The following is a 26,255-nucleotide window of genomic DNA, read 5'->3' as shown; positions in this document are numbered from 1 at the left end:
AAAATACACACAAGGAGTGTCGTGTGAACAAACTATCCTATTTGGCTCTTGGCCTTTCTGTACTCACCCTTACCGCATGTAATAAATCTGATACGACAGCATCTGATGCCAGTTATGACGCACCTTCACGTCCAGAATGTATCGCCCCAGCAAAACCAGGCGGTGGCTTTGACTTGACTTGTAAACTTGCTCAAGCTGGCTTAAGAGATACCGGCCTATTAGAAGATCCGATGCGAGTCACTTATATGCCAGGCGGTGTAGGTGCGGTTGCTTATAACAAAATCGTTGCCAATGATCGTGCTAATAACGATGCAATCATTGCTTTCTCTACTGGCTCTATCCTAAATCTATCGCAAGGTAAATTTGGTAAATTCACTGAAAAAGACGTGAAATGGCTAGCAGCCGTTGGTACTGATTATGGTGCTATCGCTGTCAATGCAGACTCACCAATCAAAGATTTGGCAGGATTGGTTGCTGAGCTTAAGTCAAATCCAAAAGCAATTAGTTTCGCCGCTGGTGGTAGTGTTGGTGGTCAGGACTGGATGCAAACAGCTATTTTAGCTAAAGCGGTTGGGGTCAATCCTAGTGACATGACTTATGTTGCGATGGAAGGCGGCGGTGAAGCTATTACAGCGGTCATGGGTAACCATGTGACTGTCGTAAGTGCTGGTATCGCTGAGATCATGCCACAAGCCACTGCTGGCAAATTACGTGTACTGGCCGTATTTGCAGATGAAAGACTCGGTGGCACTATGGCCGATATTCCTACTGCTGTAGAGCAAGGCTATGACGTTACTTGGCCTGTCATGCGTGGTTATTACATGGGTCCAGATGTCAGTCCTGCCGCTTATGACTGGTGGAAAGCAAGCTTTGATAACATGCTTGCGGATCCAAAATTCGCTGAATTACGCGAGCAGCAAGAGCTACTACCATTCTCTATGACTGGTGATGAGCTAGAAGCATACGTTTATAAACGTACCGGTGAGCTACGTGAATTGTCTGCTGAGTACGGTCTTGTTGATGCTGCAGCTAAGTAGCATTACTCAGATCATATCCCCTTAATGATTGAATACTGATTTTTATAGTATTTATCGAAGGTTGACAGATGAGACATCTCTCAACCTTCTTGTTTTGGAATTCAAGGAATACTTCTATGACAATGGAACGTGCGTTTTCTGGATTAATGGGGCTGTTTAGCTTATTTTTGGTCTATTTAGCTATTGGTTACGTTGCTCCTATTGCCTATGATCCTATCGGCCCTAGACCCTATCCTATTTTGATTTTCTCACTTACGGCGCTTTTGACCTTGGTTATTGCCTTTCGTCCAGCACGGTTTACGAAAGTCATCGATTTGGGCTATAACAACGTCGTGCTTAGAAATCTTGTGCTGTGTGTCAGCGCATTATTGATTTATAGCTTAATTTTTGAGCCTTTAGGTTTTGTGATTGCTACCACACTGATGTGTTTTGCGGTTGGTTTATTATTTGCCGGAAATCCTATTAAAAGCCTTATCTTTTCAGTTGTGATCAGTATCGCCCTGTATGTCTTATTTGACATGGCTTTGGATGTGATTCTGCCACTTGGAATATTATCAGGAATAATGGGATAGCTATTATGGAAACTTTTGACTTTTTAATGCAAGGTTTTGGCGTAGCGATGTTGCCCAAAAACTTACTGATTGCACTCATTGGCGCTTTTATTGGTACAGTTGTAGGCATGTTGCCTGGCCTTGGCCCTATTAATGGTGTGGCAATTCTATTGCCTTTTGCCTTTGCCCTTGGTCTACCACCCGAGAGTGCACTTATCTTACTGGCGGCTGTTTATCTTGGTTGCGAATATGGCGGTCGTATTTCTGCCATTCTACTTAACGTGCCTGGATCTGCCGCAGCGGTTATGACCTCATTGGATGGTAACCCGCTAGCGGTTCAAGGCAAGGCTGGTATCGCCTTGTCTATCTCTGCGGTTGCCTCGTTTATTGGTTCTACGATTGCGACCATTGGTGTGGTCTTGTTCGCACCTCTATTGGCTAAATGGGCAGTGTCGTTTGGACCTGCTGAATACTTCGTATTAATGGTATTCGCGATTTGCTGTTTGAGTGGTTTGGTTGGTGATCAACCTATCAAGACAGCAGTGTCAGCGTTAATCGGCTTGGGTCTGGCTACTGTTGGTGTCGATGCGGTCACAGGTATCTATCGCTATACCTTTGATTCAGTCAACTTATCTGATGGTATTCAGTTCACAACGATCGTTATTGGATTTTTCAGTGTCAGTGAAATCTTGATTTTGCTCGAAAGAACCAGTACTGGTGGGAAAATTATCGCGCAAGGTAAGCGTAGCTTATTCAACCTAAAAGAACTTCTCTTTACCATTGGCGCCATGGTGCGTAGTGGCATAATGGGCTTTTTCGTTGGTATTTTGCCTGGTGCAGGTGCGACTATCGCGAGTGCGATGACCTATGCTAGTGAACGTAAAATTGCTGGAGACAGCGGCAAATTTGGTGAAGGCGATCTTCGTGGTTTAGCCTCTCCAGAGGCGGCTAATAACGCATCAGCATGTGGTTCATTTGTACCGATGTTGACTTTGGGTGTTCCTGGTTCTGGTACGACAGCGGTCATGATGGGTGCCTTGACTTTATATAATATCACGCCAGGTCCGCAGCTATTTACCGAACAGCCAGACATCGTTTGGGGTCTGATTGCCTCATTATTCATCTGTAACGTTATCTTGTTAGTAATGAATATTCCTTTGGTTGGTGTATTTTCTAAGCTACTTAATGTACCAAACTATATCTTGATACCATCTATTGCTGCTATTAGTTTCGTTGGTGTTTACTCTATCAACAGCACGACCTTTGATATGGTATTCATGGTAGGACTTGGGATATTTGGTTACTTCTTACGTAAGCTACATTTCCCTCTATCAGCCCTTATTCTAGGTTATGTACTAGGAGAGCTAATGGAGTCTAACCTCAGACGCGCCTTGTCTATTTCTCAAGGTGAGATGTCTATTCTATGGAGTAGCCCAATCACTGTGTCACTATGGGGTCTGGTAGTTGTTATGATATTCATGCCAATCATTCGTAAAATGTATCGTAAGCGCTTTAAGAAGACTGCTGCATAAGTTCTTGCTATTTCGTCTCTAAATCTCTCTCCGGCGGTGGTTGTACTCTATGTATGGCCACCGTTTTTTTAGAGATACTTTCACCTTACTTTCAACAGCTATTTAACACTCCTAACTCTTTTGTCAGCTTTCCAAAATTAGCAAAACATCACTACTTGATGTCACTTATGAAATAGGATTTTATAGTGCTCTTTGTTTTAGATTTATTGCAAACCATTCCAACTTGGCATTTAGTAGGTTTGTTTGTCGCTGGCATGGTCGCTTTTATTATCTCCACTATATCTGGTGGTGGCGGTGCTATGCTACTGATACCAGTTACCTCTTCGATGGTAGGGACAGCGATTGCACCACCTGTGATCAACGTGGCTACCTTTCTGAGTAATGCCTCACGGCTCTATCTATTCTGGCATGATATTGATTGGTCATTGACCAAATATTATGTCCCAAGCGCTATCGTAGGTGCATGGCTAGCCGCATTGGTGTTTAGTCGTTTGGACGCAGGCTGGATTCAGTTATTGGTTGGCGCATTTTTAGTCTCGACTATTTTCCAATACAAGTTTGGTAAAGTAAGTAAAACATTTGATATGCCAAAAGTAGGTTTTGTGCCTGTGGGCTTTGCCATTGCTTTTATGAGTACATTGGTGGGTGGCCTCGGCCCTATTCTTAACCCTTTTTATATGAATGCTGGACTGGAAAAAGAAAGTCTTATTGCGACCAAAACAGCTAATTCTTTTTTTGTAGGTATTGTACAAATCGTCAGCTACACCTTTTTTGGGATACTCACCGTCAAGATATGGGTGTATGGTCTTGTATTAGGACTGGGCGCCGTGATTGGCAATATAATTGGCAAACGCTTTTTGGCAGGTATTAGTATTAGCCAGTTTAGAATCATGCTGCTGATACTAATGGTCATCAGTGGTCTAATAATGATAATAAGAAATATTGATGTACTGTTCTAGAGACTCTTCTATGCCATAACTATTCATAGTACATTTGCATAAACAATGACAGTACTTTCACCGCATATATTTTTACTGATTGAATATCTGCGTACAGTATTTTTATTAATTGCATTACAACTTACATTGTTGTTGTTCAACCATATAATACCTATAATTCGATAGAATCAATACATGTAAGATATTGTCACTCCATAACATCCAGTTGACCCACTTTAAAATAGTAGAGATCGTTGGTTCGAATCATATTATGTTTGCCAAATGTAGATAGCCCCAATCTCAAGGTTGGGGCTGTTTTTATGCCTGCAATAACAGAGCTGTAGCGGAAAACCTTTAGTTTCAAAGCTTTGTAATCAAAAATGGTTATTAAGCGTCATCATAGTTCACTTAATAACCCAGTCGAAAACAGCTACCCTTTCACATGGATGAATCGTCTGTGTTTATAAGATCTGGCAAGCCTCATCAAAGTCCAATCTTGGCAGACGGCTGTACAATTGATCTTCTTGGCCATAACCTATATTAATGAGCAGGTTTGAGGTCCATTTACTGTCTTTAAGAAAGGTGTCATTCACTAATTCATTATTAAACCCAGACATTGGGCCTGTGTCTAAACCCAAGGCTCTACAAGCTAAGATGAGATACGCCGCTTGCATAGAACTGTTTCTAAACGCCGTTTCTTTTATGAGTTCAGGGCTAGAGTTAAACCATGATCTGGCGTCAGTATGTGGAAATAATTTGGGAAGTTGCTCATAAAACTCATTGTCATAAGCGACAATCACTGTGATAGGTGCTGTCATTGTTTTTTCGATATTACCTGATGACAGTGCTGGCTCTAAGCGCGCTTTAGCGTCATCAGATTTAAGAAATATAAAACGCGCCGGTGAACAGTTGGCCGAGGTAGGTGCCATTTTAACTAAATGATAGATCTCTTCAAGTAGTGCATCTGGTACGTCTTTTTTTTGCCAAGCGTTGAAGGATCTGGCCTTACCAAACAGTTGGTCAAGACCGTCTGGAGATAACGATAGGGAATCAGTCATAGTACGTCCTAATTGATATTAATTTTTGGATAAGAATTGAAGAATTTTACTATTGGTTGAGCAGGTCTCTGTGATTGTACTAGCATGTCCACCTGTCACCATCAACTCAAATTGAGCATTCTGCATATTTTCAGCCAAAGCCAGACCGCGTTGCCATGGCACCAACACATCATCAAGATTGCTTAAAACTAGCGTTTTATTTTTGATATGCTTGGCATTTATCAGGGGCTGATAAGCCTGCAAGGCTTTTAGTCTCGTTGAGACGTTCTCGACTGGCGCAAAGTGAGCGATGGCTTTATTTTCTTTTTGCGTGAGTGTATCTATGTTGTCTGAGATCCAGATCGGTGGGTACAAAAATATCGCTTGGGCACGTACAAATGCTTCTACCCCTGTATCTTGTAGCAAACTGGTTCGCATGCTAAAACATTTAATAGTGTGAGGATCTAGGCTTTCCCATCCATTTAAGATGACCAGTTTATCCAACAATTCTGGCGCTTTATAAGCGACTTCCATACCAATGAATCCGCCAAGTGCATGACCAACGAAATGACAATTAGACAGCCCTTCTTGTTTTAAAATTTCGATTAATTGATCCGCTAAATCTTGCATGGAATAGTTATCAGGTAAGAAGTCACTATCAGGTGATACCCCCTCTTGTTCATAACAAATCACATTGTAATGCTCGGTAAAACACTCAATTTGAGGTAACCAAAAATCAGCATGCCCGCCTAAACCTGAACTAAATACGACCGTTTCTGACGTGTCGTTCTTACAAGGGTATTTTTTAACTAACATAGGGTTTCATCCAATTTCAGTAAAATTCAAATTGCGGTAAAAGTATCTAATAGCTTATAAAATCAAGTTAAGTTAAATTGATTTTACTAAATCAATTCAACGGTACGCTCATCGCTTTCATCATATTCATACGCTACGGTTTCTTCGAAATTTTCGACTTCTCTTTCACCCTTACTTTCAACAGCCTCTTGAGATTCAATATATTTAATTAACGCGTCTATGGTGCCGACCTTTAGGTTATGAGTATCAGCAAATTTCATCAGATCATTTCTACGAGCCATTTCACCATCTTGATTGATAATCTCTACAATAACTGCAGCAGGCTCCAAGCCAGCCAGCTTCGTTAAATCGCAACCTGCTTCGGTATGCCCAGCCCGCTCTAAAACACCGCCTTCTTTAGCCACTAATGGAAAAATATGACCTGGGGTTACGACGTCATCAAAGGTAACGTCTTGAGACACGGCAGTTCTGATAGTCTGAGCTCTGTCTGCCGTTGATATTCCGGTACTTACCCCTTTTGCTGCATCAATAGAAACGGTGAAATTTGTACTATAAGGTGCTTGGTTGTCTTTGCACATGAGAGGTAATTTTAATTTTTTGCAGCGCTCGGAGGTCAAGGTCAAACAAACCAAACCTCTGGCATGGGTGATCATAAAATTGATATCATCAGGTTTGGCTAAAGTGGCTGCCATAATCAGGTCACCTTCATTTTCCCGATCCTCATTATCCATGATGATGACCATCTTTCCTGCTTTAATGTCTTCAATGATTTCCGGTATTGTATTGATATTCATAAAATCCACCATTTGCATTTAAATTTGCTTTTGTATGTTGTTATGTAGAGCCTATTGTCAATTAATCACACGCTCTACATAACGTCCTACGTTTGCTAGGCCGTATAGCTACTTCATAGAGATTGTGGTATTTACGCCTTCACTAGCATCCTCATCAAACCAGCGTGATATCACGGTTTTAGTCTGCGTATAAAACTGTACCGCTTGCTTACCATAAGGACCTAAGTCACCGAGCTTACTGGCTCTAGACCCTGTAAACGAAAACATCGGTAGCGGTACTGGAATTGGTAAATTGATACCGACTTGTCCAACATCGATATCTTGTTGGAACTTATGTGCATGGGCGCCAGACTGGGTAAAAATCGCAGTGCCATTACCATTTGGATTGGTATTGATAACCTTAATAGCTTCCTCAAGCGTGTCGGCATACATAATGCATAGGACAGGGCCAAAAATTTCTTCGGTATAGCAGCTCATATCCGTTGTTACATTGTCCAAAATAGTTGGGCCAACAAAGTTACCTTCTTCGTAACCTGCTACCTGACAACCACGGCCATCTAGCCTGAGAGTTGCCCCTTCGTCTATACCGGCTTGGATTAAGCGCTCGACACGGGCTTTGGCTTGCTTAGATATTAGCGGACCTAAATCTTTGTCATCCTTGCCAGCAGACACTACTAGCTGTGCTGATTTTTCCACAATCTCATCAACCCACTGTTTAGACTCTCCAACCAATACGACGACAGACAGTGCCATGCATCGCTGCCCTGCTGCACCAAATGCTGCTCCTGCTAACTGATTCAGACTTTGTTCTTTATTGGCGTCAGGCATGATAACGGCATGATTTTTCGCACCCATCATACATTGCACACGTTTGCCAGCCTGACCGGCTCGATCATACACATGCTTGCCCACCGCAGTTGAGCCAACAAAAGATATCGCTTTTATGTCAGGGTGATCGCACAGCGCATCCACCGTGTCTTTACCACCATGAACCACATTTAATACCCCTTTTGGTATACCTGCCTCAAGGGCCAACTCGACCAATCTCATGGTAACGATTGGGTTTTGTTCAGAGGGTTTTAAGATAAATGTGTTGCCTGTGGCGATGGCCATTGGAAACATCCATAGCGGTATCATGGCAGGAAAGTTAAAGGGGGTAATACCTGCACAGACACCGATTGGCTGCTGCACGGTATACATATCAACACTACTGGCGACGTTTTCGATGTAGCCACCTTGTTGCAAGTTACCGATACCTGATGCGTGTTCTACAACCTCAAGACCTCTAAATACATCACCTCTAGCATCTGCCAGCGTTTTACCTTGTTCTTCAGTCAGTAGCGCTGCCAGCTCATCCATATTTTCACGTATCAATTGTTGATACTTTAGAAACACACGGGCTCGTTTGCTGATAGGTGTGACACGCCAACTCTGAAAAGCCTCAGATGCCGTTTTGATGGCTTGCTCGATTTCCGCAGGTGTTGACTGTGGTACCTTGGCGATAATTTCTTGCGTGGCTGGATTGGTGATATCAATCCATTCTGTGGTAGTCGATTCAGTAAATTCGCCATTAATCAATTGTTGTACGCTGCGTGGTTCTGTATTCATGACACGATTCCTTAAGGTAATATCAAATAGGGTTTAATTTTATGGATTTAGTTTTAAGAGCGGCTCTGATGTAGCGATTTCTCTCTCAGTGGTCACGCTCATCTCTTTTTGTTTATTTTTAAAATTGAAAACGAGATTCATAAGAATGGCTAAAAAAGTAGCGGTACCGATACCGCCTAAATCAAAGCCTGCAATATTTAGTGAATAGTTGCCAGTACCTAAGATTACTGGGACGGCGGCTACCAACATATTGCCATTCTTACTAAAATCAATTTTTGCATTCATCCAGATACGCGCACCAGCGATCGTAATCAAACCAAAGACAACGATTGAAGCACCGGTCAAAATAGGCACAGGAATGGTACTTACCAAGGTTCCAAACTTAGGGGATAAACCCAATAAGATTGCAAAGACACCTGCTATGACAAAGACGACTGTAGAATAAATTTTGGTCGCGGCCATCACGCCGATATTTTCTGCATAGGTCGTCATACCAGTGCCGCCTACCGAGGCTGAAAGCGTAGTACAAAGGCCATCAGCGAAGAACGCTCTACCCATATAAGGTGAGATACTTTTGCCAGTCATAGCTTCTACCGCTTTGAAATGCCCAAGATTTTCAGCGATCAAGATGATAAAGACAGGTGCAATGACTAATATGGCACTGGTCTCAAAGACAGGAGAATAAAGGGTTGGAATACCGAACCAAGCGGCATTTGCAATTGGACTAAAATCAATAGGCGTGCCCATGCCCAATACATTGGTTAATAGGAAATAAATAAAATACGCAGCGACCAATCCGATTAACAGTAACAGGCGTCTGACCATGCCTTTGGTAAATACGGCGACTGAACAAATACATAATACGGTGACTAATGCCATCCAAGAGTCAAAGCTACTGCCGATGACGCTTTGTATGGTGACCGGCGCTAAGTTCAACCCGATAATCATAACAATGGACCCAGTGACCACAGGTGGCATCAAGTTCTCAATCCACTCTGTCCCTGTTTTCATCACCAGCAGACCCATCAATGCGTATAAAACCCCGCAGACAACGGTACCTCCCAGCGCAATACCAATATTTGGATTGATACCAGTGCCGCTATACCCTGTTACTGCTGCAACCGCTCCGATAAATGCAAAACTAGAGCCCAAATAGCTTGGTACGTGACCCCCAGTAATCAGAAAGAAAAGTATCGTGCCTATACCCGTAATCAGCATGGTTAAGCTAGGATCAAAACCCATCAGTAAGGGAGCTAAGATTGTCGCACCAAACATTGCGAATGAGTGCTGTGCGCCTAACACCACACTTTTACCCATTGGTAAGTATTCATTGATACCTACCGGTGTCGTTTCTAGGTTCCCGGTGTAGGGACGCCATTTCACAAACCATTTATCCATTTTGGATATCCTTAAAAAAAGTAGAGGTGTGATACTTAGTTTTTGCACTTACTTAATTGATGGTAGTCTCGATTGAAATAGATGAGACTTTCACAATCAGGCTTGTGTTTGATATCCAATACTTCACAAATAAGAATATCGTGGGTCCCCACCGAACTGATAAGTTTGATTTTGCAATCAAAAGAAATGCTGGCATCCTCTAACACAGGCGATCCGGTTGACAGCGTGGACCAGTTGCCTTGCTCAAATCTTTCTTCCAGCGCCTTTTTACCACCGAACACACCGCTCAAATCTTTATGTTCAAGACCAAGTGTGTTGACGCATAGCACCATATTTTCTTTAAAAAACTTGTATACAGAAGCGCTTCGGTTTAGACACACTAATAGGGTTGGCGGTTCGTCAGTGACACTGCACACCGCTGAGGCTGTAAATCCTGCGCGCCCTGCTGGACCCTCAGTGGTAATAATGTTCACGGCAGCCGCCAACTTGCTCATCGCATCTCTAAAAGACTGCTGCATGTCGGTTAAGTTTCCTGCCGTAGAGGTGAATGATTCTTTAGACTTATGTTTCATTAATGAGGATTGCGTTACTTGGCTTTCTTTAATTACTGTATTCATCTGTCATTTCCTTTTAAACAATATTCCGCCACATGTGTAGTCAACTAAAGCGCCCTACTACAGTCCAATGCTAGGGGGTTCGATGTCAGGTAACTTTAAATTCACTAACTGCAGTTATTTTTAAACAGGTCTTTATCCAATGTGCGCTATGGACGCGATTTCGACCAAAGCGTCTGGTTTAACCAATCCACATTGGATACAAAATCTTGCTGGCTTTTCATTGGGAAAAAACTCTGCATAGACTTGATTGACCGCGTCATAATCTACCCAATCTTTTACAAAGATCGAATTAAAGGTCACATCATCCATATCGCCGCCAGCGGTTTGAATCACGTTTTTGATCGTTGTTAACACATGGCGAGTTTGAGCAGCGGCATTACCCACATGTACGACATCGTTGTTTTCATCAAAGGGCAAGGTGCCCGAGACATAAACGATGTTGTCGGCCTTAGTCGCTGGGACATAAGGGGCTAATGGTTTGCTGGTACCTTCAGGGATAATCACTTGTTTAGACATATCTACATTCCTATTGCGGTTAGGTTAAGTATGAAACGCTTGGTTTAGGTTGCTAAAAACTGGCTAGGTAAAACGTTAGCTATCTGAAAAACACTGCTGCATGCTAGCAACATCAGACACCCAACCAAAAAAGGTTTTTACGTTATATAGTGTGGCGTCATGAGCTTCTACTGGCCCTGCCTGATAACAAGCGTCATCTAATAACACCCCAAAATACTCAAAGAAAAACCCATCTCGAAGCGTAGATTCAACACAGACGTTGGTCGCGATACCTGTGAGCAATAAGTTACGTATGCCCCGTGACCGCAATACACTATCGAAATTGGTGTTCGCAAAGCCGCTATATCGAGGTTTATCTATAACGATGTCTTGAGGCGCAGGGATAAGCTCGTCGACCAACTCATAATCCCAGCCACCTTTTGCCAATAGCGTTCCCTCAATTTCAGGATTCTTACGCATGGTTTTTAGGGCATTTGACTTGTGATAATTGGGCGATCCACTACCACCCGCTTCGACATACTTGTTATCCCAGCCATTTCTAAAGTAGATAACTTGTATGCCAGATTGATGCGCAATATCCACGGCTTGCTTGATTTTATCAATGACGGGTTTCGTCGCTGTGACATCAAACCCTGCCAAATCTAGATAACCGCCTTGGCTGGCATAAGCGTTTTGCATATCCACTACGATTAGCGCCGTCTGGGAGGGGTCTAACTTAATAGGTTCAGGCAACGACTCTAAAACAGGAGAAGATTCCTTGGTAAAGTCTGCACAAATTGTATTAACCGAATTCATATCTGCTCCTTGTATTAGGCTTCGCTGACAGCTTGGCTGGCCACTGGTGTATCGACATTGATGCGGCTCTGCATCAGCGGTTGAATTCTGCTACCGAAATCTTCCACGCCTTGCACGAAATCATCAAAGGTCAATAGAACACCGTCCGTACCTTCCACTTCAGCGACTTCGTCTAACATACTGGCGACATTTTCAAAAGAGCCGACCAGCGTACCCATGTTGATATTGACTGGCGAAACGCTTGAGGCCATATGGCGAACGTTGGTATCTTTGCCTGAGGTTTTGTCCTTACCGCCTTGCGACTGCAACCAATCAATGGCTTCGAAATCCGCGCCATCATTGTATGATTGCCACTTTGCTTGGGCTTTTTCATCGGTCTCATCTGCAATGACCATAAAGAGGACATAGGTCGGAACATTACGGCCCGTCTGATCCGTATGTACCTTTAAGCGATCATTGATACCGGCATAGGCAGTTGGCGTGTTCAAACCTTTACCAAAAACAAAGTTATAGTCAGCGTATTTTGCAGAGAACGCCAAGCCTGTATCTGATTGGCCCGCACAGATAATCTTCATATCCGCTTTTGGAATAGGCTTCACCTGACAATCATTCATCTGAAAGAACTCACCCTTCAAATCAGATTGGCCTGTTGCCCACAGATCTCTCAAAACTTGTACATATTCAGATAGGTAGTCATAGCGCTTGCCAAAATAATCATCGCCTGGCCACATTCCCATCTGTCCATATTCTGCTTCTTGCCAGCCAGTCACGACATTCAATCCAAAACGCCCGTTTGAGATGCTATCAAGCGTTGATGCCATTCTCGCTACGATCGCAGGTGGCATAACCAACGTCGCCGATGTGGCATAGATTTTTATTTTGGATGTGACCGCAGCCAACCCTGCCATCAAAGTAAAGCTCTCGAGGTTGTAATCCCAAAACTCAGTTTCCCCGCCAAAGCCGCGCAGCTTGATCATCGAAAGCGCAAAATCGAACCCATAGTGCTCAGCACGTTGCACAATCTGTTTATTTAGCTCAAATGTTGGCTTGTATTGCGGCGCGTTTTTCGAGATTAACCAACCGTTATTACCAATCGGACAAAAAATACCTATTTCCATGATTTCACCTATACGTTTGAGGAAGAAAAGAGCGATAAAAGAAATAAAGATTATTTCATGTTTTTTATGTAGCATAATTTATGCCAAATTAATTAATACTTATTTATCAAATACTTATATAATTTTCATACAAAAATTATTAAACCATATGGTCTAAAAATATGCAGAGAAATAGTGCGGGCTGTTATAAATTGGTGCAAAGTGTTATAAAATAGTGCACAAATGTATAAATTATTTATAAGTGCATTTTGATGGTGGTCTGAATGAAGATAAGGTGGAATAAGCAGCAGAAAAGACTGGTCAACAGCAGGTTGTTTTAGTCAGTGAACCTGTAAACCGATATGGTATTGCTCGCTGTTGGAGTAGTTGGCATACCCGTTTTGATCAACCAGTAGCATCTGCATTTGGTTACTTCGACCCTTTTTTAAATTGAATCAACTATCATTTAAAATTGGGTTCATATGGCTTTACGATGAGGGAAAATATAGTGAAAGAATACGCACTAAAAGAAGAGACAGAGACGAGTGCAAAGATATTAAAAAAGAAAGAACATATCATTAATGCTGCATTGATCGTATTTTCCCAAGAGGGGTTAAATGGCGCGCGCATGGAGCAAATTGCCGAAGAAGCTGACATATCTAAATCGAATATATTTTATTACTTTCAAAGTAAAGAAGTTCTGTATGTTGCTGTTTTAGAAAAGGTGCTGAGTAAGTGGCTATCGCCTTTGAGTGAGATTAACGCCAACCAAGATCCAAGGGTTGCCCTTAAGACCTATATTGAAGAAAAATATAAAATCTCAAAAAAATCGCCTGCAGCATCGAGACTATATGCGTTAGAGATTATACAAGGGGCACCTCATTTGATGGCCGTATTAAAAGGCCCTTTGAAATCTTTGGTTCGTGAAAAGGTGGCAGTGATTGATGGCTGGATTGCAGATAACAAAATTAAGTCCGTGTCTGCTATCCATTTGATTTTTCATATTTGGGCGGTGACTCAGCACTATTCTGATTTTTCTACGCAAACTGAAGCGGTGTGTAATCATAGTTTGAGGAATAAGAAGTTCGCTAATGAGGCATTAAATACTAGCATTCAACTTCTGGTAGATAGTTTGATTCCGTGATTTAATATGAGTAAAGTACGGCTACCCAATTAGGAAAGCCCCAATCTGAAGATTGAGGCTTTTTTTATGTCCGTCATTTAAGGGCTATAGTTTGAATAAGGGACTATATTTTAAATAAAACACTACATGACTAAAATTTCTTTTCTTCAACCCCTATAGTCACGATTGCATAAGGATGACTTGGGAGAGCTCAGCACCTACAAGTGAGGTTAGCAACCAAAGTAAGTAGTGATATAATGTCCTGATAATTGATATTTTATAAAAGGGTTACATTATGGCTCGTACCGCTAGCGCATTGCACATTTTAGTAAAACATAAAGAACAAGCTGAGGACATTATTGCCAAGCTTAAAAAAGGCGCTAAGTTTGATGTACTGGCCAAACGATACTCAACTTGCCCATCAGGCAAAAAAGGTGGCAGCTTAGGTGAGTTTGGCAAAGGTGATATGGTAGGGCCATTCGATAAGGTTTGCTTTACCGGCGAACTATTTACCCCGCATTTAGTAAAGACCAAATTTGGCTGGCATGTCGTAAAAGTACTTTATAGAACTTAAGCGTTGACGCTCTGATTGTAAGCCAACTGGAGTATGCCTCAAATATTGTCCTGATTCATATATGATTTATCATCGTGGTAATTATGTGCGAATCAGGATTTAATTTTTGGTCGACCTACCCCTTCTAATCCTTACATCAAACTACCCTTATTTTATTTAAGCAGTATTTTACTTAAGCAGTTTTCTACGAGTTAAGGTCAAATAGTGAGGGGCGAGATAAGTTGTAATCAGCCTTTAAAACCTTTTGGTAGTTCAGGTGCAGGCAAACGCTTCATATCAGAGTCAACATTACCGAAACGCTCATGACCATTATTCCAATCAATAATAGACTGCTCAATCTCAGCTTTGTTATCAGCAACGAAGTTCCACCACATTAGCACTTGGTTATTCAGCGGTTCGCCGCCGATGAACATGATACGTGTGCCCTTTTTGGCAACCAGCTTAATACTTTTGTTATTAGCGACATCGCTATCATGAAAACGGAATAACTGGTCTTGCTGACAAACCTTGCCTTCAGACTCTACCTCCCCTTCTGAAACCAAGATACCGTACTCAAAGCCTGGCTCTAAATTCAATGTTGCTTCGCCATCTTGCTTAAAGTACACATCTATACCAACCAGTTTAGAATACTGAATGGTAGGCGCTTCAAATGTCTTACCTGATGTATTGGTATAACTGCCTGTCGTTAGTATCATCTCTACGTTGCCCTCGCTCCATGTCGGTAGCTTAGGATAATGATGAAAACTGCGTTTGATTTTCTGATCGGTGGGAAGCGCAATCCATAGCTGCACCATACTGATACCACGTGCAGCATTTTCTGAACCGCCCGTATCTGGAAAGACACTTTGCTCTGTATGACTGATACCTTGGTGTAGACCCGTACCTGCTGTCATGACATTGACTTGGTTTTTGGTAATGACCTGATGATTGCCCAAACTGTCTTTGTGTAGCACCTCACCATTTAGCATCCAGCTGAAAGTCTGCAAGTTAGTATGCGGATGGCGACCCACTTGTATCCCTGCATCATCCTGACCAAAATTAGCAGGACCTGCATGATCTAAAAAGCACCACGCACCGATCGGTTTTTTGCCTTTATTGGGTAATAAACGTGCGATTGGAATACCGCCAACATCAGCCAGCTTTGGCTCAAACGTTTGAATACTCATAAACCTACTCCTTTCTTGATACTCCATATATTACAAATAATGAGCGTAGAAAAGTGTTGAATGGTTGTTGGTACTTCCATGCTCAATACATCGGCAGCTGACATCTTATCATTTAGCGTTTTACTATTTATATTAACGCTTCTGCTAACGGTAAAGATATAAACGCCGTTGCGGGTATTTTTTAGCCGATATGGTTAATTTTTATCATCGTTCCTTTGTATACCGCGTATTTTCTCTGCATCACTATCTAAATTTATTATGCCACTACAGGTACAATAAAAAGAATATATAATTGACGCATCTAAAATATGAGCAATGAAAACATGGATATCGAAGGCAATACTGCTGATCAAATAGAAATTATCTATGAAGATGAGTATATAGTAGCGATTAATAAAGAAGCTGGTCTGTTGGTGCATCGCAGTTGGCTGGACAAAGGCGAGACACGCTTTGCCATGCAGCTTACTCGTGATGCGGTAGGCTGCCATGTGTTTCCAGTACATAGGTTAGACAAACCTACATCAGGTGTATTATTGTTTGCCAAGAGCTCAGCCGTGGCACGTAGCCTTACCGAAGCGTTTACTGAACGCAAAGTGACTAAGCAATATTTGGCCGTGGTGCGTGGCTTTATGTCTGAGCAAGGTACTGTTGACTATGCGTTGAGCTTTAAGCCTGACGCCATTGCCAATAAATTTGCCAACTTAGATAAACCTGCTCAAGAAGCGGTCACCCACTGGCAGAGTTTGGCACAAGTTGAACTGCCATTTGCAGTATCAAAAAAGCATACCACTAGCCGCTATAGTCTGGTGCGCTTAACGCCTGAAACTGGCCGCAAACATCAGCTGCGTCGGCATATGAGACATGTATTCCATCACATCGTGGGTGATACCAGTCACGGCGATATACGTCATACACGATTTTTTCGTACTCACTATGATTGCACGCGTATGTTGCTGCATGCTCAGACTTTGGCGCTCAGCCACCCCATCACTGGTGAGCCACTAGTACTAAAAGCTGGATTAGACGATCAATGGATGCGTATCTTAGAAGAGTTCTCTTGGACAGATAGTGTTAAGGTTTAAGTTCCTAGTGGGGACTTGAATTTTCGGCTTTAGATTAATGATAGCAATAATTTGAGTTATTGAAATAACATCGGTGTACTTCGTTGTGTACACGCAGTCAGCTTTTCGTGGGCACATAAAATTACCCTTAATAGTTGTGACAACCAGGACAGCTGCAATGACATTTTATTTAAAAGATAGCGACCAAGAGTATTTCAGCAAGTTTTGGGTGCAAGAAAGACAATATCTAAGCGAAGTTGGGGGAAGGTTATTAACCGTAGATGAAGCAAATGCTCACCCATTTAATGATCTATTAATTACAGGGTCTAAAGGAATCATGGGGAGTGATGCTATGAAGCCTAGGCTAACTCATAGCTACCATTACTTTTGTATTCCCTATGAGCTAGGGGAAGAAATAGAAGAAGGTTTAGTAACTGAAACTATAATATCTCAATTAATTAATGATAATTTAAAGAGTGCTATTTTTATAGCATCAACCGATGCCAGTTTTGGTTGTTTTTGTGAGTGCTTTCACACAAACGAGGAAGTAATTTGGAATTTTTCATCATCACACCTAAATACACCGTTTCTTATATTTGATAATGAAAAGAAAGTGTTTGCGCTAATAGACTATGACTTACCCTTACAAATCATTGGCTATAAAACCCATGTTTTAGACAGCAAGGACTATATTAAAAGTGAAGTAGGTCAAAATGGATGGGATACTGTATTTGAAAGGTATTCCCATTATACGAACATACCACACCTCTTTAATGAGTATTTTAAGTTTCTATTGCCCGATAAAGTAGTTAATTTTTTAGATTCTATGGTGATACCTCCTCCAACGAACTGCACTCAAAAATAGAGTTTTATGGACACTATCATAGTCAGATATAACTCCTAGAGTGGATATTCAAAGAATTGTGTTTGGTGCGCTATACAGGAATCGAACTGGCAGATGTATGCAGCACCTCGGAATTTCCATACTCTCTCAGATTGTTGAATATTAGACAATCCCAATGTGGCTCAGCATGCGCATACGCATCAACCATACAGCGTCAAAGAAATACTTTTTGTGGTATTCATCGGCCCAATAGTGATATTGATAATATCGCAAACCTAGGGAGCACAAGAAGCTTACTACCAATGCCAATATAAACCATGAAACATGCGGTGTTCTTTTAACAAAGAAACGATAAAGTATTAAAAAAGACATGGCACACAAACTAAAATACCAAGCAAAAGCACCATATCCCCATGCCACTATATGCCCGTTTGAAGTGTAGTTGACAGGAAAAACATCATAAAAACTTAAAGCTATCGAACATAATAACAAGATGGCTAAAACGACTGAAAATTTGGTCGAATAGTTTGGTATGGTAAGTAATCGAATAACAAGGTAGAAGAATATATAGTTTCCACAAACAGCTAATATCCCATAGTCTCCATACATCAGACCAAAAGGTAAGTATAACGTACCCAGTATTAAAGTACCCATACCTCCGCCATCTTCACCACTCCCTACCATTATACTTAGCTTATAAGCAGGCAATAATAAACAAAGAACATAAGTTATTATTAGAAATGAAGTTACTAACTTGAGGTTTTGGTCTGATACAAGCAGATCTGGTCTTTTATTCATAATATTTATGGCTTGCATACGATTTTGTAAGTGGATGAGGAACAGTACAATTCGAGCTTTCTAAATAGTCAGTGATAGCTTTTGATTCAAGGCTGTTCAATAAAGAGTATACCCAAATTACTATTACCTTTTAAAAAAGCCACTCTCCGATATATTTGGGGTAGTTCATAATCTCTTTGTGGCAAACCTAATATTATTCAGTGGTCATCGTAAATGTCATTCGATGACAATGTGAGATAATAATGACTGGCAGTTCTGATGTAATTCTTTGGCAAAACTAATGCAATTATCCATAAGTTGCTGATTCGCTTGCCTACCAATTATTCATTTTTGAAAATTCAGATTAAGTAGAACATTTCATTACATTATTCACGCTAGTATTTAACTAAGTTACAACCAATATAATTAGCTTGATATGCGTTAAGCGACATTGAATACATGTAAATTAATGGATTAGATATGACCGAAAGAGTAACCAACAAAGCAATTTTCAGTAGTAGAATTTTTTCAATTAATTATGTTACCTACCCTACTAGCCACAGCGTTATGAAGCACTGTGACCCTGTGCAAAAAGGCCGTTATTACAAATTAAACTTTGTTTTAATTCAGCCTAAAGTTGGTGGTGTGTTCGAGTGTTCAAACTGCATTATAAACCTGTTCGACAGAGTTTATTTATTTCGTCCCGATAAATATGAGCACAGTGTTTCACGAATTCAGTCTGGTAAACGCGTGTTATTGAGTTTTGCTTTGAATATTTAGCCAAAGCTTACTAAAGCTGGGCAAACTGTCGAGTTATTTTCCTTTGATTGGTTTGCCCTAGGTATATCCCCCAACGGAACTAGCTATTTCACCCTTTAAGTCTATTAACAGACTACTTAAGACAGACTGATATAATAGAACCACTTATAACAGTTTTTAAGAATAGTTATATCTGTTAGGCTTTATTCGAGTACTTTATATTCTCATAATACACTTAAAAGATAATCTCTTATACTACGCTCCAAAACCTCAAACTTTTCAAAATATCTTTTTTATCAAATCATCAGTATCTTGTAGCACCACGAATATAGACCACTCAATCATAATTAGCCATTTATTAGTGATCATCTTATCAAAAACCTTTTCCACAGCTACGTGACTACGCTCACGGATGTTAGTCTCATTTAAACTTACACATTTTTCTTGAAAGCTAAAAGATAACAAGAGAATAAAAAACGCAGAGCACCATTTGATGCTCTGCGTTTGTTAAATTGAACTGTATTTACAGAATACTGCGTCTAAATTGTAGATAGGCCGCTGTGATCGCTGCCGCATCCTCTATCTGCGGATAATGTCCTAACATAGGCATATTGGTTATATCAGCATTGGGTATCAGTTGACGATAACGATCAATCATATGCTGACCTGAGATAGGATCTTTGGCACCTGCGATCAATTTCACCGGTACAGTACTGTCGATAATCGCACCTACCCATCGCTCGCGGTACTGCTGACGTTGGGGCATATAGTTAATCAGCTTATGCATCACACCCAATCCATCATTGTGATTTAACAGCTGCCATAGCGTATCTATCACCTCTACTGTGGGCCGCGTGTCGGGGCCAAATATTCGCTGTAGACTGCCCGCAAATTTCTGCTTATTAATTAACTTCGATACCAGAGGGCCCAATGGCGATAGCAGTAGTTTCTGCACCAATATAGGTTTGTGCGTCTCAGGAAACAGACCACCGTTCAAAAAGCATACGCTAGCAATGTGTCGCTCAGCACTACCCTCTACTTGTCTTGCCAGCAACTCCTGAGCCACTGTATCACCATAGTCATGCGCTAATATATGATAATCACTGACGTCCAGTTTTTCTAAAACTGCTTGATAAATGTCAGCTTGTTCACTGATTAGATAGCGCGCGTTTTTGGGTTTATCTGACAACCCAAACCCCAGCATATCAAGCGTAATGACATAATAATGCTCGGTTAGCGCGTCCCACATACCCTCCCAGTCCCAACTGGCACTAGGATAGCCATGAATCAATAGCAATACAGGCGCACTTTTATCCCCTGCATGCCGAGTAAATATTTGATGCCCATGAATAGATTCATATTGCCCCTGCCGTTGCCAATCATCAAGAGTTATCATTAGAGACTTACTCCTCAAATGATGGGTCGGTGCGACGCAATTTTCTCAATAATGCAGGCCATGCGATATCGCCATTCGCGCCACGGGTGACTTGCTCAGATGCCGCTTGGATACCGGCCAATATTTGTGCTGGTATCGGCGTCAAGGCACCTCCTCCGCTCTGCGCTTTGATCTGAATCTCGCAGGCTCTTTGCATGATATACATGTATAAGAACGCATTGGCAACCGTATCGGCACAGGTGAGCAGACCATGGTTACGCAAAATCATAAAGTGAGCATCACCTAAATCAGCAACCAAACGAACCTTTTCTTCAGGGTTTAATGCGACACCTTCGTAGTCGTGGTATGCCAAGTTAGATAGCGGAAATAATGATTGTTGCGAGATAGGTAGCAGGCCTCTTTCTTGCGCTGAGACGGCAACGCCATCATTTGTGTGCAGATGAATGACGCAATGCGCATCATCACGAGCCTCGTGCACAGCACTATGAATGATAAATCCAGCTGGATTTACCTCAAACTCTGATGGCGCTACTTTTTCGCCTGCTTTATTAACCTTTACCAGACTAGAAGCGGTAATCTCTTCAAATAGCATCCCGTACGGATTGATTAAAAACTCATCCTCAGTACCTGGTACGCGCGCAGAGATGTGAGTGAATACCAAATCGTCCCAGCCATAAGAGGCAATCATTCGATAACAGGCGGCAAGATTTACGCGCATCTGCCACTCTTGCTCGCTCATGTTATGGTGTACACTCGAGGTTGAATCGGTCAATGTCGCGGTTTGCATAGTTGTTTGCATGGTGTATTCCTTTACTGTGTTAGATATCCTGAATGATTACTTTACACCATTTCATAAAACCAAATCTGTCAAAAACATTACACTTATGAATATCAATCATTATTTAAATAACGACCCATGGTTTAGTCAATTGCCATCCATTGTGCAGCCGCTACTGGCAGGCGATGCGGTGCTAAAGGTATACCAAAAAGGTCAAATGATTCATGCCATCGGTGATAACGATGATGCCGCTCTACACTTTGTCGTGTCGGGTACGATTAGAGTCTGTAATGTGAGCGCTAGTGGCCATGCCATGACACTGGCACATCTATCTAGTGGTGAGTGGTTTGGTGAGATATCTATCATAGATGACAATCCTCGCACCCATGATGCGTGGACGATTAATAAAGTAATGCTCATCTCAATCCCAAGAAATCTAGTCATTCAGACAGCGCAGTTGCATCCGATTTTATACAAGCACCTCGCGCTTATAACTTGCCAGCGGATTCGACGAGCATTTGATTGGATTGATGATGCTACCTCACTCAATACCTCAGCGCGATTGGCTAGCATGCTGATTGGACTGATCGACACTTATGGTAAGCAAATAGGTGACGATATAAAAATAGATCTGCGCTTATCGCAAGAAGAGCTGGGCTTTATGCTTGGCACCACCAGACAAACCATAAATAAAATCATTCAATCTTGGCAAAAGCAGAACCTTATCGATATGCACTATGGTTTTATCACCATAAAGGACAAGCCCCAGCTGATGGCAATGATGAATCCTGCCTGACTTAAATGTATAAAGCCATCTCAACAATCCACACAACATCTAACTTATTAGAGTTGGCATGAACCGCCTTAACATGTTCTTAACAGACCACTTGCTATGGTAAGGAATGACGTTTCCTACCACCTGTTGAGAAGTATCTGTATGTCCATACCTCAAATCATCAAGACCAATGTGCTAAAAAGCTACGCGCCCAACGCCAACGCAAAAACCCGCTACCTTAGTAAGCTCTATGATCGTGAGATAAGTCTCAGTTATCTTATTATTATCGTCGCTTTATATTTAGTAGCGACTGCAAATCTTGCGTTTTTTCAGCAGGTACTGGCGGTCTATCCATTTAGCACAAACATGGGCTTTATACTCTCCATCATAGGTTTGTTATTTGGATTGATGTGGCTAGTATTACAACTATTTTGCTATCGTCCCATTGCCAAACCCGTACTAGCTACGTTACTGATTATCGCTGCCATCTGTGGTTATTTTACTGATGCTTACGGGACGATATTTGACACCAATATGCTGATCAATAGTCTGGAGACCGATCAAGCAGAGGCGATGGGATTGTTTGCTCCTAGCATGGTCATTCGAGTGCTGATATTAGGCGTGTTGCCGGCATTTATCATTAGCAAAATTCGTCTAAAACATTTTACTTGGCAACGAGGCATTCTGCAAAAAACGGCAACCTTGATCCTATCTGTTGCGCTAATCACCATTTGTATTTTGCCGTTTGGTGACCAGTACGCCAGCTTCTTCCGTCAGCATAAACAAGTCCGTTCTTATGCTAACCCGATCACGCCTATTTACTCTACGATCAAACTTGGCGAAAACTATGTCGATGAGCTACGCCGTCCTGATACTTTGACACTGCATGCGACAGATGCAAAGCGTGTTTCACCTGCTAATAGTGTGAGTGGCAGTGCTAAACCAAAACTGATGGTGTTTGTGGTTGGCGAAACGGCTCGCGCAGATCACTTCGGTTTGAACGGCTATACACGCAACACCACACCGCTGCTCTCAAAGCAGTCAGACCTCTATAGCTTTAAAGATGCCGTCTCTTGTGGCACTTCTACGGCCTACTCCGTACCCTGCATGTTTAGCTATGCAAATCGAACAGACTACGATATCGATACAGCCAAGTATAATGAAAACGTACTAGATACGCTAAGTAAGCAAAGGGTCAATGTTATTTGGCGCGACAATAACTCTAGCTCAAAAGGCGTGGCTGATCGCGTTACTTTTGAAGACTATAAAACAGCTGATACCAATCCGAACTGTGATGTTGAATGCCGAGATATCGGTATGCTTGATGGGTTTGATACACTGGTTAAGTCAGGCAGCTCACAGAAAGAGATGCCGAAAGACACACTTATTTTGCTGCATCAAATGGGCAATCATGGCCCCGCCTATTATCAGCGCTATCCCAAAGAATTTGAAGCGTATAACCCTGTTTGCATGACCAATGAGCTGTCTAAATGTGATGCTCAGTCGTTGGTAAATGGCTATGATAATGCGATTCGTTATACCGATTATTTTTTGAATAATGTGATTGATACGCTAAAGCCTTATGAGCAAGATTATGATGTGGTAATGGTATATATTAGTGATCATGGGGAGAGTTTGGGTGAAAATAATATCTACCTGCACGGCTTGCCCTATAAGTTCGCACCAGATACCCAAAAACACGTGCCTACGATAGTTTGGTCGCCCAATAGCAATAGTATCGATACTGAAAATCTTTCTAGTATGGTCAATGAGCCTGTGTCGCACGATTTCATTACGCCAACATTGCTTAGCTTTTTTGGTATTACGACCGATGAAGTCAAAGGTGAAGCAACCCTTTTCAAACTGTCCCATTCTAATTGAGTGGTTAAAAGTGAGTTATTCCAAATAATTTGTTAAAACAGCTCTCTACATTCGTTTTTATATTACTCAGTCCTTTTAGGTAACCACTATTTTTTAGGTCAGCATCATGTACAAGATACTCGTTATTGAAGACAACCCCGATATCGTGGCCAATATTTATGCTTTCTTTGAGCCAAAAGGGTTTGAGTTGGACAACGCGCATAATGGTTATAGCGGGCTAACACTTGCCTCAAACAATCGTTATGACGTGATACTGCTAGATGTAATGCTACCCGGTATGGATGGCACGCAGCTGTGCAAAAAACTCAGAGAAGAGTTGCATGACAAGACTCCCGTACTAATGCTCACGGCTCGCGATACAATCTTGGATAAAGTCGCTGGGTTTGATAGCGGCGCTGATGATTATTTGGTCAAGCCATTTTCGTTGGTTGAGTTGGAGTGTCGTATCAAAGCGCTCATACGTCGCCATGAGGACGATCATTTTGCCCACAGTATTGCTGTCGGAGCGCTGTCCTTAAACAATAGTGAGCATACCATTATGCGCGACGGACAATCACTAAAGCTCACCCCTACTGGCTTTAAAATATTGCATATCCTAATGAGCGCAGCGCCTAGAGTCGTCAGTAAAACTGAGATTGAAGAAAAAGTATGGGGACTAGATATACCGAGTAGTGATGCACTGCGCACCCATATGCATAGTGTGCGCGCACAGGTTGATAAGCCATTTGACATACCCATGATAGTCACAGTACCTGGCGTAGGTTACCAAGTTGTTGACCCTAATAAATCAGTAAGCGCGTAGTCATCATTGCAGTATGGATTGAATAAACCTTATCCAATTTACTAACTGACTGACCGTATTGTATTTATTGCTCTATTATATATAGCTCTGTTATATATCGCCTTCTTCTATTAAGTTGTCCTACGCCATGCTCAATATAGACTCGATAGCCAATAAATTCAGACTGTCTTACTTCATATTCGCGTTATTACTGTGCGCAGCTTTTGTCAGTATTTTCTTGTACGCAGAGAGCCGAATAGAGCAAGATTTGGTCAAGGCTCGCCTATTGCAGCAGCTAGAGCTTAGTCAAGAAAAGTACGGTGACCAGCCTATCTATGTCGCTGACCCAGGTATCAAGATTTATCGCTATGACAAAGCACCTGCCAGTTTACAAGCGATAGCCAATGACACGGTGCAAGAGACTTCTGTCACTGTTAATAAGGCCTCTGGAGCAGGTCATGCCAACCTGCATCTTTTCGCCTACACCCAAGACGGTCAAGCTTATATTTTGACTTACTTAGAAAACACAGAAATGGTGATGGGAAATTATCCAGTCTTGGCGATATTTGAGCACCTAGAAGACATATTTGCAGATACGCTAAAAGTAGCCGTGATTTTAAGCTTACTTATCGCTGCTATCTTTTCCCAATTGTCCTCTAAACAAATCATCAAGCCTTTATTAGATTTGAAACGAGCTGTCGAAACCGACCATCATAACTTAAGCGATTTAACACATTTGCCATCTGAAGTTGGTGTCTTGGCACGGGCTATCGATGAGAAAAACCACAAGTTAGAGCAGTATCTCAAACGCGAGCAACTGTTTACTGGTGATGTCAGCCACGAGTTACGCACGCCATTGACTATTATTATGGGGGCTTCTGAAGTGTTGGCCTCGCAACTAGACTCTGACAGCCACTTAAATGAGTTTACCAATCGTATCAGCACTACTGCCAAAGAAACTTCTGAGATTATCACCGCCCTGCTCCTACTATCGCGCGCGCCTGAAAAGTTAGACGCACCGCAAACCTCTATTAACAGTATCGCCTTAGCAGAAATGCAGCGCCTAAAATACTTACTGCGGTATAAGTCTGTTACTTGTCAGATAATTGCTGAGCAGGAATACAGCGCTTACGTACGCCCCGAACTACTAAAAATGGCATTGGGCAACCTCATAAAAAATGCGTTTCAATATACCGATGATGGCGAAGTAGTCATTACTATCGATGACGAAAAAATCACGGTGACTGATACTGGCTTAGGTATTCCTGAGGCGATGATGCCCTTACTCTATGAACGGTTTGAGCGACTAGAGTCTCAATATAATGGCGAGCAAACAATGCTGTCGTCAGAGCATGAGACAAAACATAAGGTTGAAGGATCAGGTCTAGGACTCAGTATCGTCCAGCGTATCATGTCGCATATGGGCTGGCAGCTCACTCACCAAGCCAATCGCTCAGGTGGTAGCACCTTTAGTATTTATTATAAGTAACCTTGTGATAGTCCAAAGACATCTTCACCTCCCAATCATAATTGCTGATTGGGAAATGAAAAATTTAAACAACCATTACGCTTTATTCTCACCTCTCTATATCCTCTTAACGTTT

24 protein-coding genes and 1 pseudogene are annotated in these 26,255 nt (G+C 41.8%); 12 read left to right on the top strand and 13 right to left on the bottom strand.

Features of this window, described 5'->3' with window-relative positions:
• Window positions 1-23: 23 nt before the first annotated feature.
• From B2863_RS13145 to B2863_RS13130, 4 genes are all read left to right on the top strand, one after another.
• Complete coding sequence (locus B2863_RS13145; protein WP_296211377.1) at window positions 24-1,037, top strand: Bug family tripartite tricarboxylate transporter substrate binding protein; 1,014 nt, start codon at window positions 24-26, stop codon at window positions 1,035-1,037.
• Between the two features lie 116 nt (window positions 1,038-1,153).
• Window positions 1,154-1,609, top strand: coding sequence for a tripartite tricarboxylate transporter TctB family protein (locus B2863_RS13140; protein ID WP_102092303.1), 456 nt, complete (start codon window positions 1,154-1,156; stop codon window positions 1,607-1,609).
• A 5-nt stretch (window positions 1,610-1,614) separates the two neighbouring features.
• Complete coding sequence (locus B2863_RS13135; RefSeq protein ID WP_296211374.1) at window positions 1,615-3,120, top strand: tripartite tricarboxylate transporter permease; 1,506 nt, start codon at window positions 1,615-1,617, stop codon at window positions 3,118-3,120.
• 185 nt (window positions 3,121-3,305) lie between these two features.
• Window positions 3,306-4,079, top strand: coding sequence for a sulfite exporter TauE/SafE family protein (locus B2863_RS13130; protein WP_296211372.1), 774 nt, complete (start codon window positions 3,306-3,308; stop codon window positions 4,077-4,079).
• A 440-nt stretch (window positions 4,080-4,519) separates the two neighbouring features.
• On the opposite strand, the gene B2863_RS13125 is transcribed toward B2863_RS13130, so the two are convergent.
• From B2863_RS13125 to rutA, 9 genes and pseudogenes are all read right to left on the bottom strand, one after another.
• Entirely contained in the window at window positions 4,520-5,116 is a 597-nt protein-coding gene (locus tag B2863_RS13125; protein ID WP_296211370.1) for a malonic semialdehyde reductase, read from the bottom strand.
• 18 nt (window positions 5,117-5,134) lie between these two features.
• Entirely contained in the window at window positions 5,135-5,911 is a 777-nt protein-coding gene (gene rutD / locus B2863_RS13120) for a pyrimidine utilization protein D (RefSeq protein WP_296211368.1), read from the bottom strand.
• Between the two features lie 200 nt (window positions 5,912-6,111).
• Window positions 6,112-6,705: pseudogene (gene ribB, locus B2863_RS13115) on the bottom strand (3,4-dihydroxy-2-butanone-4-phosphate synthase); the annotation flags it as partial.
• Window positions 6,706-6,813: 108 nt separating this feature from the next.
• Window positions 6,814-8,313 (bottom strand): CoA-acylating methylmalonate-semialdehyde dehydrogenase, encoded by a 1,500-nt coding sequence (locus B2863_RS13110; protein ID WP_296211366.1) that lies wholly within the window; start codon window positions 8,311-8,313, stop codon window positions 6,814-6,816.
• 39 nt (window positions 8,314-8,352) lie between these two features.
• Complete coding sequence (locus B2863_RS13105) at window positions 8,353-9,711, bottom strand: solute carrier family 23 protein (protein ID WP_414706951.1); 1,359 nt, start codon at window positions 9,709-9,711, stop codon at window positions 8,353-8,355.
• Window positions 9,712-9,746: 35 nt separating this feature from the next.
• A complete protein-coding gene (rutF, locus tag B2863_RS13100) occupies window positions 9,747-10,328 on the bottom strand; it encodes an NADH-dependent FMN reductase RutF (RefSeq protein WP_191114002.1) in 582 nt (193 codons plus the stop codon).
• Between the two features lie 132 nt (window positions 10,329-10,460).
• Complete coding sequence (rutC, locus tag B2863_RS13095; RefSeq protein WP_296211362.1) at window positions 10,461-10,844, bottom strand: pyrimidine utilization protein C; 384 nt, start codon at window positions 10,842-10,844, stop codon at window positions 10,461-10,463.
• Between the two features lie 75 nt (window positions 10,845-10,919).
• A complete protein-coding gene (gene rutB / locus B2863_RS13090) occupies window positions 10,920-11,639 on the bottom strand; it encodes a pyrimidine utilization protein B (protein ID WP_296211360.1) in 720 nt (239 codons plus the stop codon).
• Window positions 11,640-11,653: 14 nt separating this feature from the next.
• The gene (gene rutA / locus B2863_RS13085) at window positions 11,654-12,757 is read right to left on the bottom strand and encodes a pyrimidine utilization protein A (protein WP_296211358.1); all 1,104 of its coding nucleotides are present in this window, start codon (window positions 12,755-12,757) and stop codon (window positions 11,654-11,656) included.
• Window positions 12,758-13,244: 487 nt separating this feature from the next.
• Here rutA and B2863_RS13080 point away from each other — a divergent pair, with 487 nt between their 5' ends.
• The gene (locus B2863_RS13080; RefSeq protein ID WP_296211356.1) at window positions 13,245-13,880 is read left to right on the top strand and encodes a TetR family transcriptional regulator C-terminal domain-containing protein; all 636 of its coding nucleotides are present in this window, start codon (window positions 13,245-13,247) and stop codon (window positions 13,878-13,880) included.
• Window positions 13,881-14,154: 274 nt separating this feature from the next.
• Window positions 14,155-14,433, top strand: coding sequence for a peptidylprolyl isomerase (locus B2863_RS13075; RefSeq protein ID WP_102078430.1), 279 nt, complete (start codon window positions 14,155-14,157; stop codon window positions 14,431-14,433).
• A gap of 227 nt (window positions 14,434-14,660) precedes the next feature.
• Here the strand turns inward: B2863_RS13075 and B2863_RS13070 are convergent, their stop codons facing one another.
• Window positions 14,661-15,599, bottom strand: a complete 939-nt coding sequence (locus B2863_RS13070; RefSeq protein ID WP_296211354.1) for a pirin family protein — start codon at window positions 15,597-15,599, stop codon at window positions 14,661-14,663.
• 308 nt (window positions 15,600-15,907) lie between these two features.
• Here B2863_RS13070 and truC point away from each other — a divergent pair, with 308 nt between their 5' ends.
• Both truC and B2863_RS13060 read left to right on the top strand, forming a co-directional pair.
• Complete coding sequence (gene truC / locus B2863_RS13065; RefSeq protein WP_296211353.1) at window positions 15,908-16,681, top strand: tRNA pseudouridine(65) synthase TruC; 774 nt, start codon at window positions 15,908-15,910, stop codon at window positions 16,679-16,681.
• Between the two features lie 157 nt (window positions 16,682-16,838).
• Window positions 16,839-17,525, top strand: coding sequence for a hypothetical protein (locus B2863_RS13060; RefSeq protein WP_296211351.1), 687 nt, complete (start codon window positions 16,839-16,841; stop codon window positions 17,523-17,525).
• Between the two features lie 141 nt (window positions 17,526-17,666).
• On the opposite strand, the gene B2863_RS13055 is transcribed toward B2863_RS13060, so the two are convergent.
• From B2863_RS13055 to B2863_RS13045, 3 genes are all read right to left on the bottom strand, one after another.
• Window positions 17,667-18,302: a hypothetical protein gene (locus B2863_RS13055; protein ID WP_296211350.1), complete on the bottom strand. Its 636-nt coding sequence runs from the start codon at window positions 18,300-18,302 to the stop codon at window positions 17,667-17,669.
• A gap of 1,261 nt (window positions 18,303-19,563) precedes the next feature.
• Window positions 19,564-20,436 carry an alpha/beta fold hydrolase gene (locus tag B2863_RS13050; RefSeq protein WP_296211348.1) on the bottom strand — a complete coding sequence of 291 codons (873 nt, stop codon included), beginning with the start codon at window positions 20,434-20,436 and terminating at the stop codon, window positions 19,564-19,566.
• A gap of 7 nt (window positions 20,437-20,443) precedes the next feature.
• Window positions 20,444-21,235, bottom strand: a complete 792-nt coding sequence (locus tag B2863_RS13045; protein ID WP_296211346.1) for a class II aldolase/adducin family protein — start codon at window positions 21,233-21,235, stop codon at window positions 20,444-20,446.
• A gap of 85 nt (window positions 21,236-21,320) precedes the next feature.
• Between B2863_RS13045 and B2863_RS13040 the strand changes: the two genes are divergently transcribed.
• From B2863_RS13040 to B2863_RS13025, 4 genes are all read left to right on the top strand, one after another.
• The gene (locus B2863_RS13040) at window positions 21,321-22,010 is read left to right on the top strand and encodes a Crp/Fnr family transcriptional regulator (RefSeq protein ID WP_296211344.1); all 690 of its coding nucleotides are present in this window, start codon (window positions 21,321-21,323) and stop codon (window positions 22,008-22,010) included.
• Between the two features lie 141 nt (window positions 22,011-22,151).
• Window positions 22,152-23,870 carry a phosphoethanolamine transferase gene (locus B2863_RS13035; RefSeq protein WP_296211342.1) on the top strand — a complete coding sequence of 573 codons (1,719 nt, stop codon included), beginning with the start codon at window positions 22,152-22,154 and terminating at the stop codon, window positions 23,868-23,870.
• Between the two features lie 106 nt (window positions 23,871-23,976).
• A complete protein-coding gene (locus B2863_RS13030) occupies window positions 23,977-24,672 on the top strand; it encodes a response regulator transcription factor (protein WP_296211341.1) in 696 nt (231 codons plus the stop codon).
• A 127-nt stretch (window positions 24,673-24,799) separates the two neighbouring features.
• Window positions 24,800-26,140: a sensor histidine kinase gene (locus B2863_RS13025; protein ID WP_296211339.1), complete on the top strand. Its 1,341-nt coding sequence runs from the start codon at window positions 24,800-24,802 to the stop codon at window positions 26,138-26,140.
• The last annotated feature ends 115 nt before the right edge of the window (window positions 26,141-26,255 follow it).

This window comes from Psychrobacter sp. UBA3480, from assembly GCF_002377945.1.
Taxonomy (GTDB): domain Bacteria; phylum Pseudomonadota; class Gammaproteobacteria; order Pseudomonadales; family Moraxellaceae; genus Psychrobacter.
This window is presented reverse-complemented; position numbering and strand designations above follow the sequence as displayed.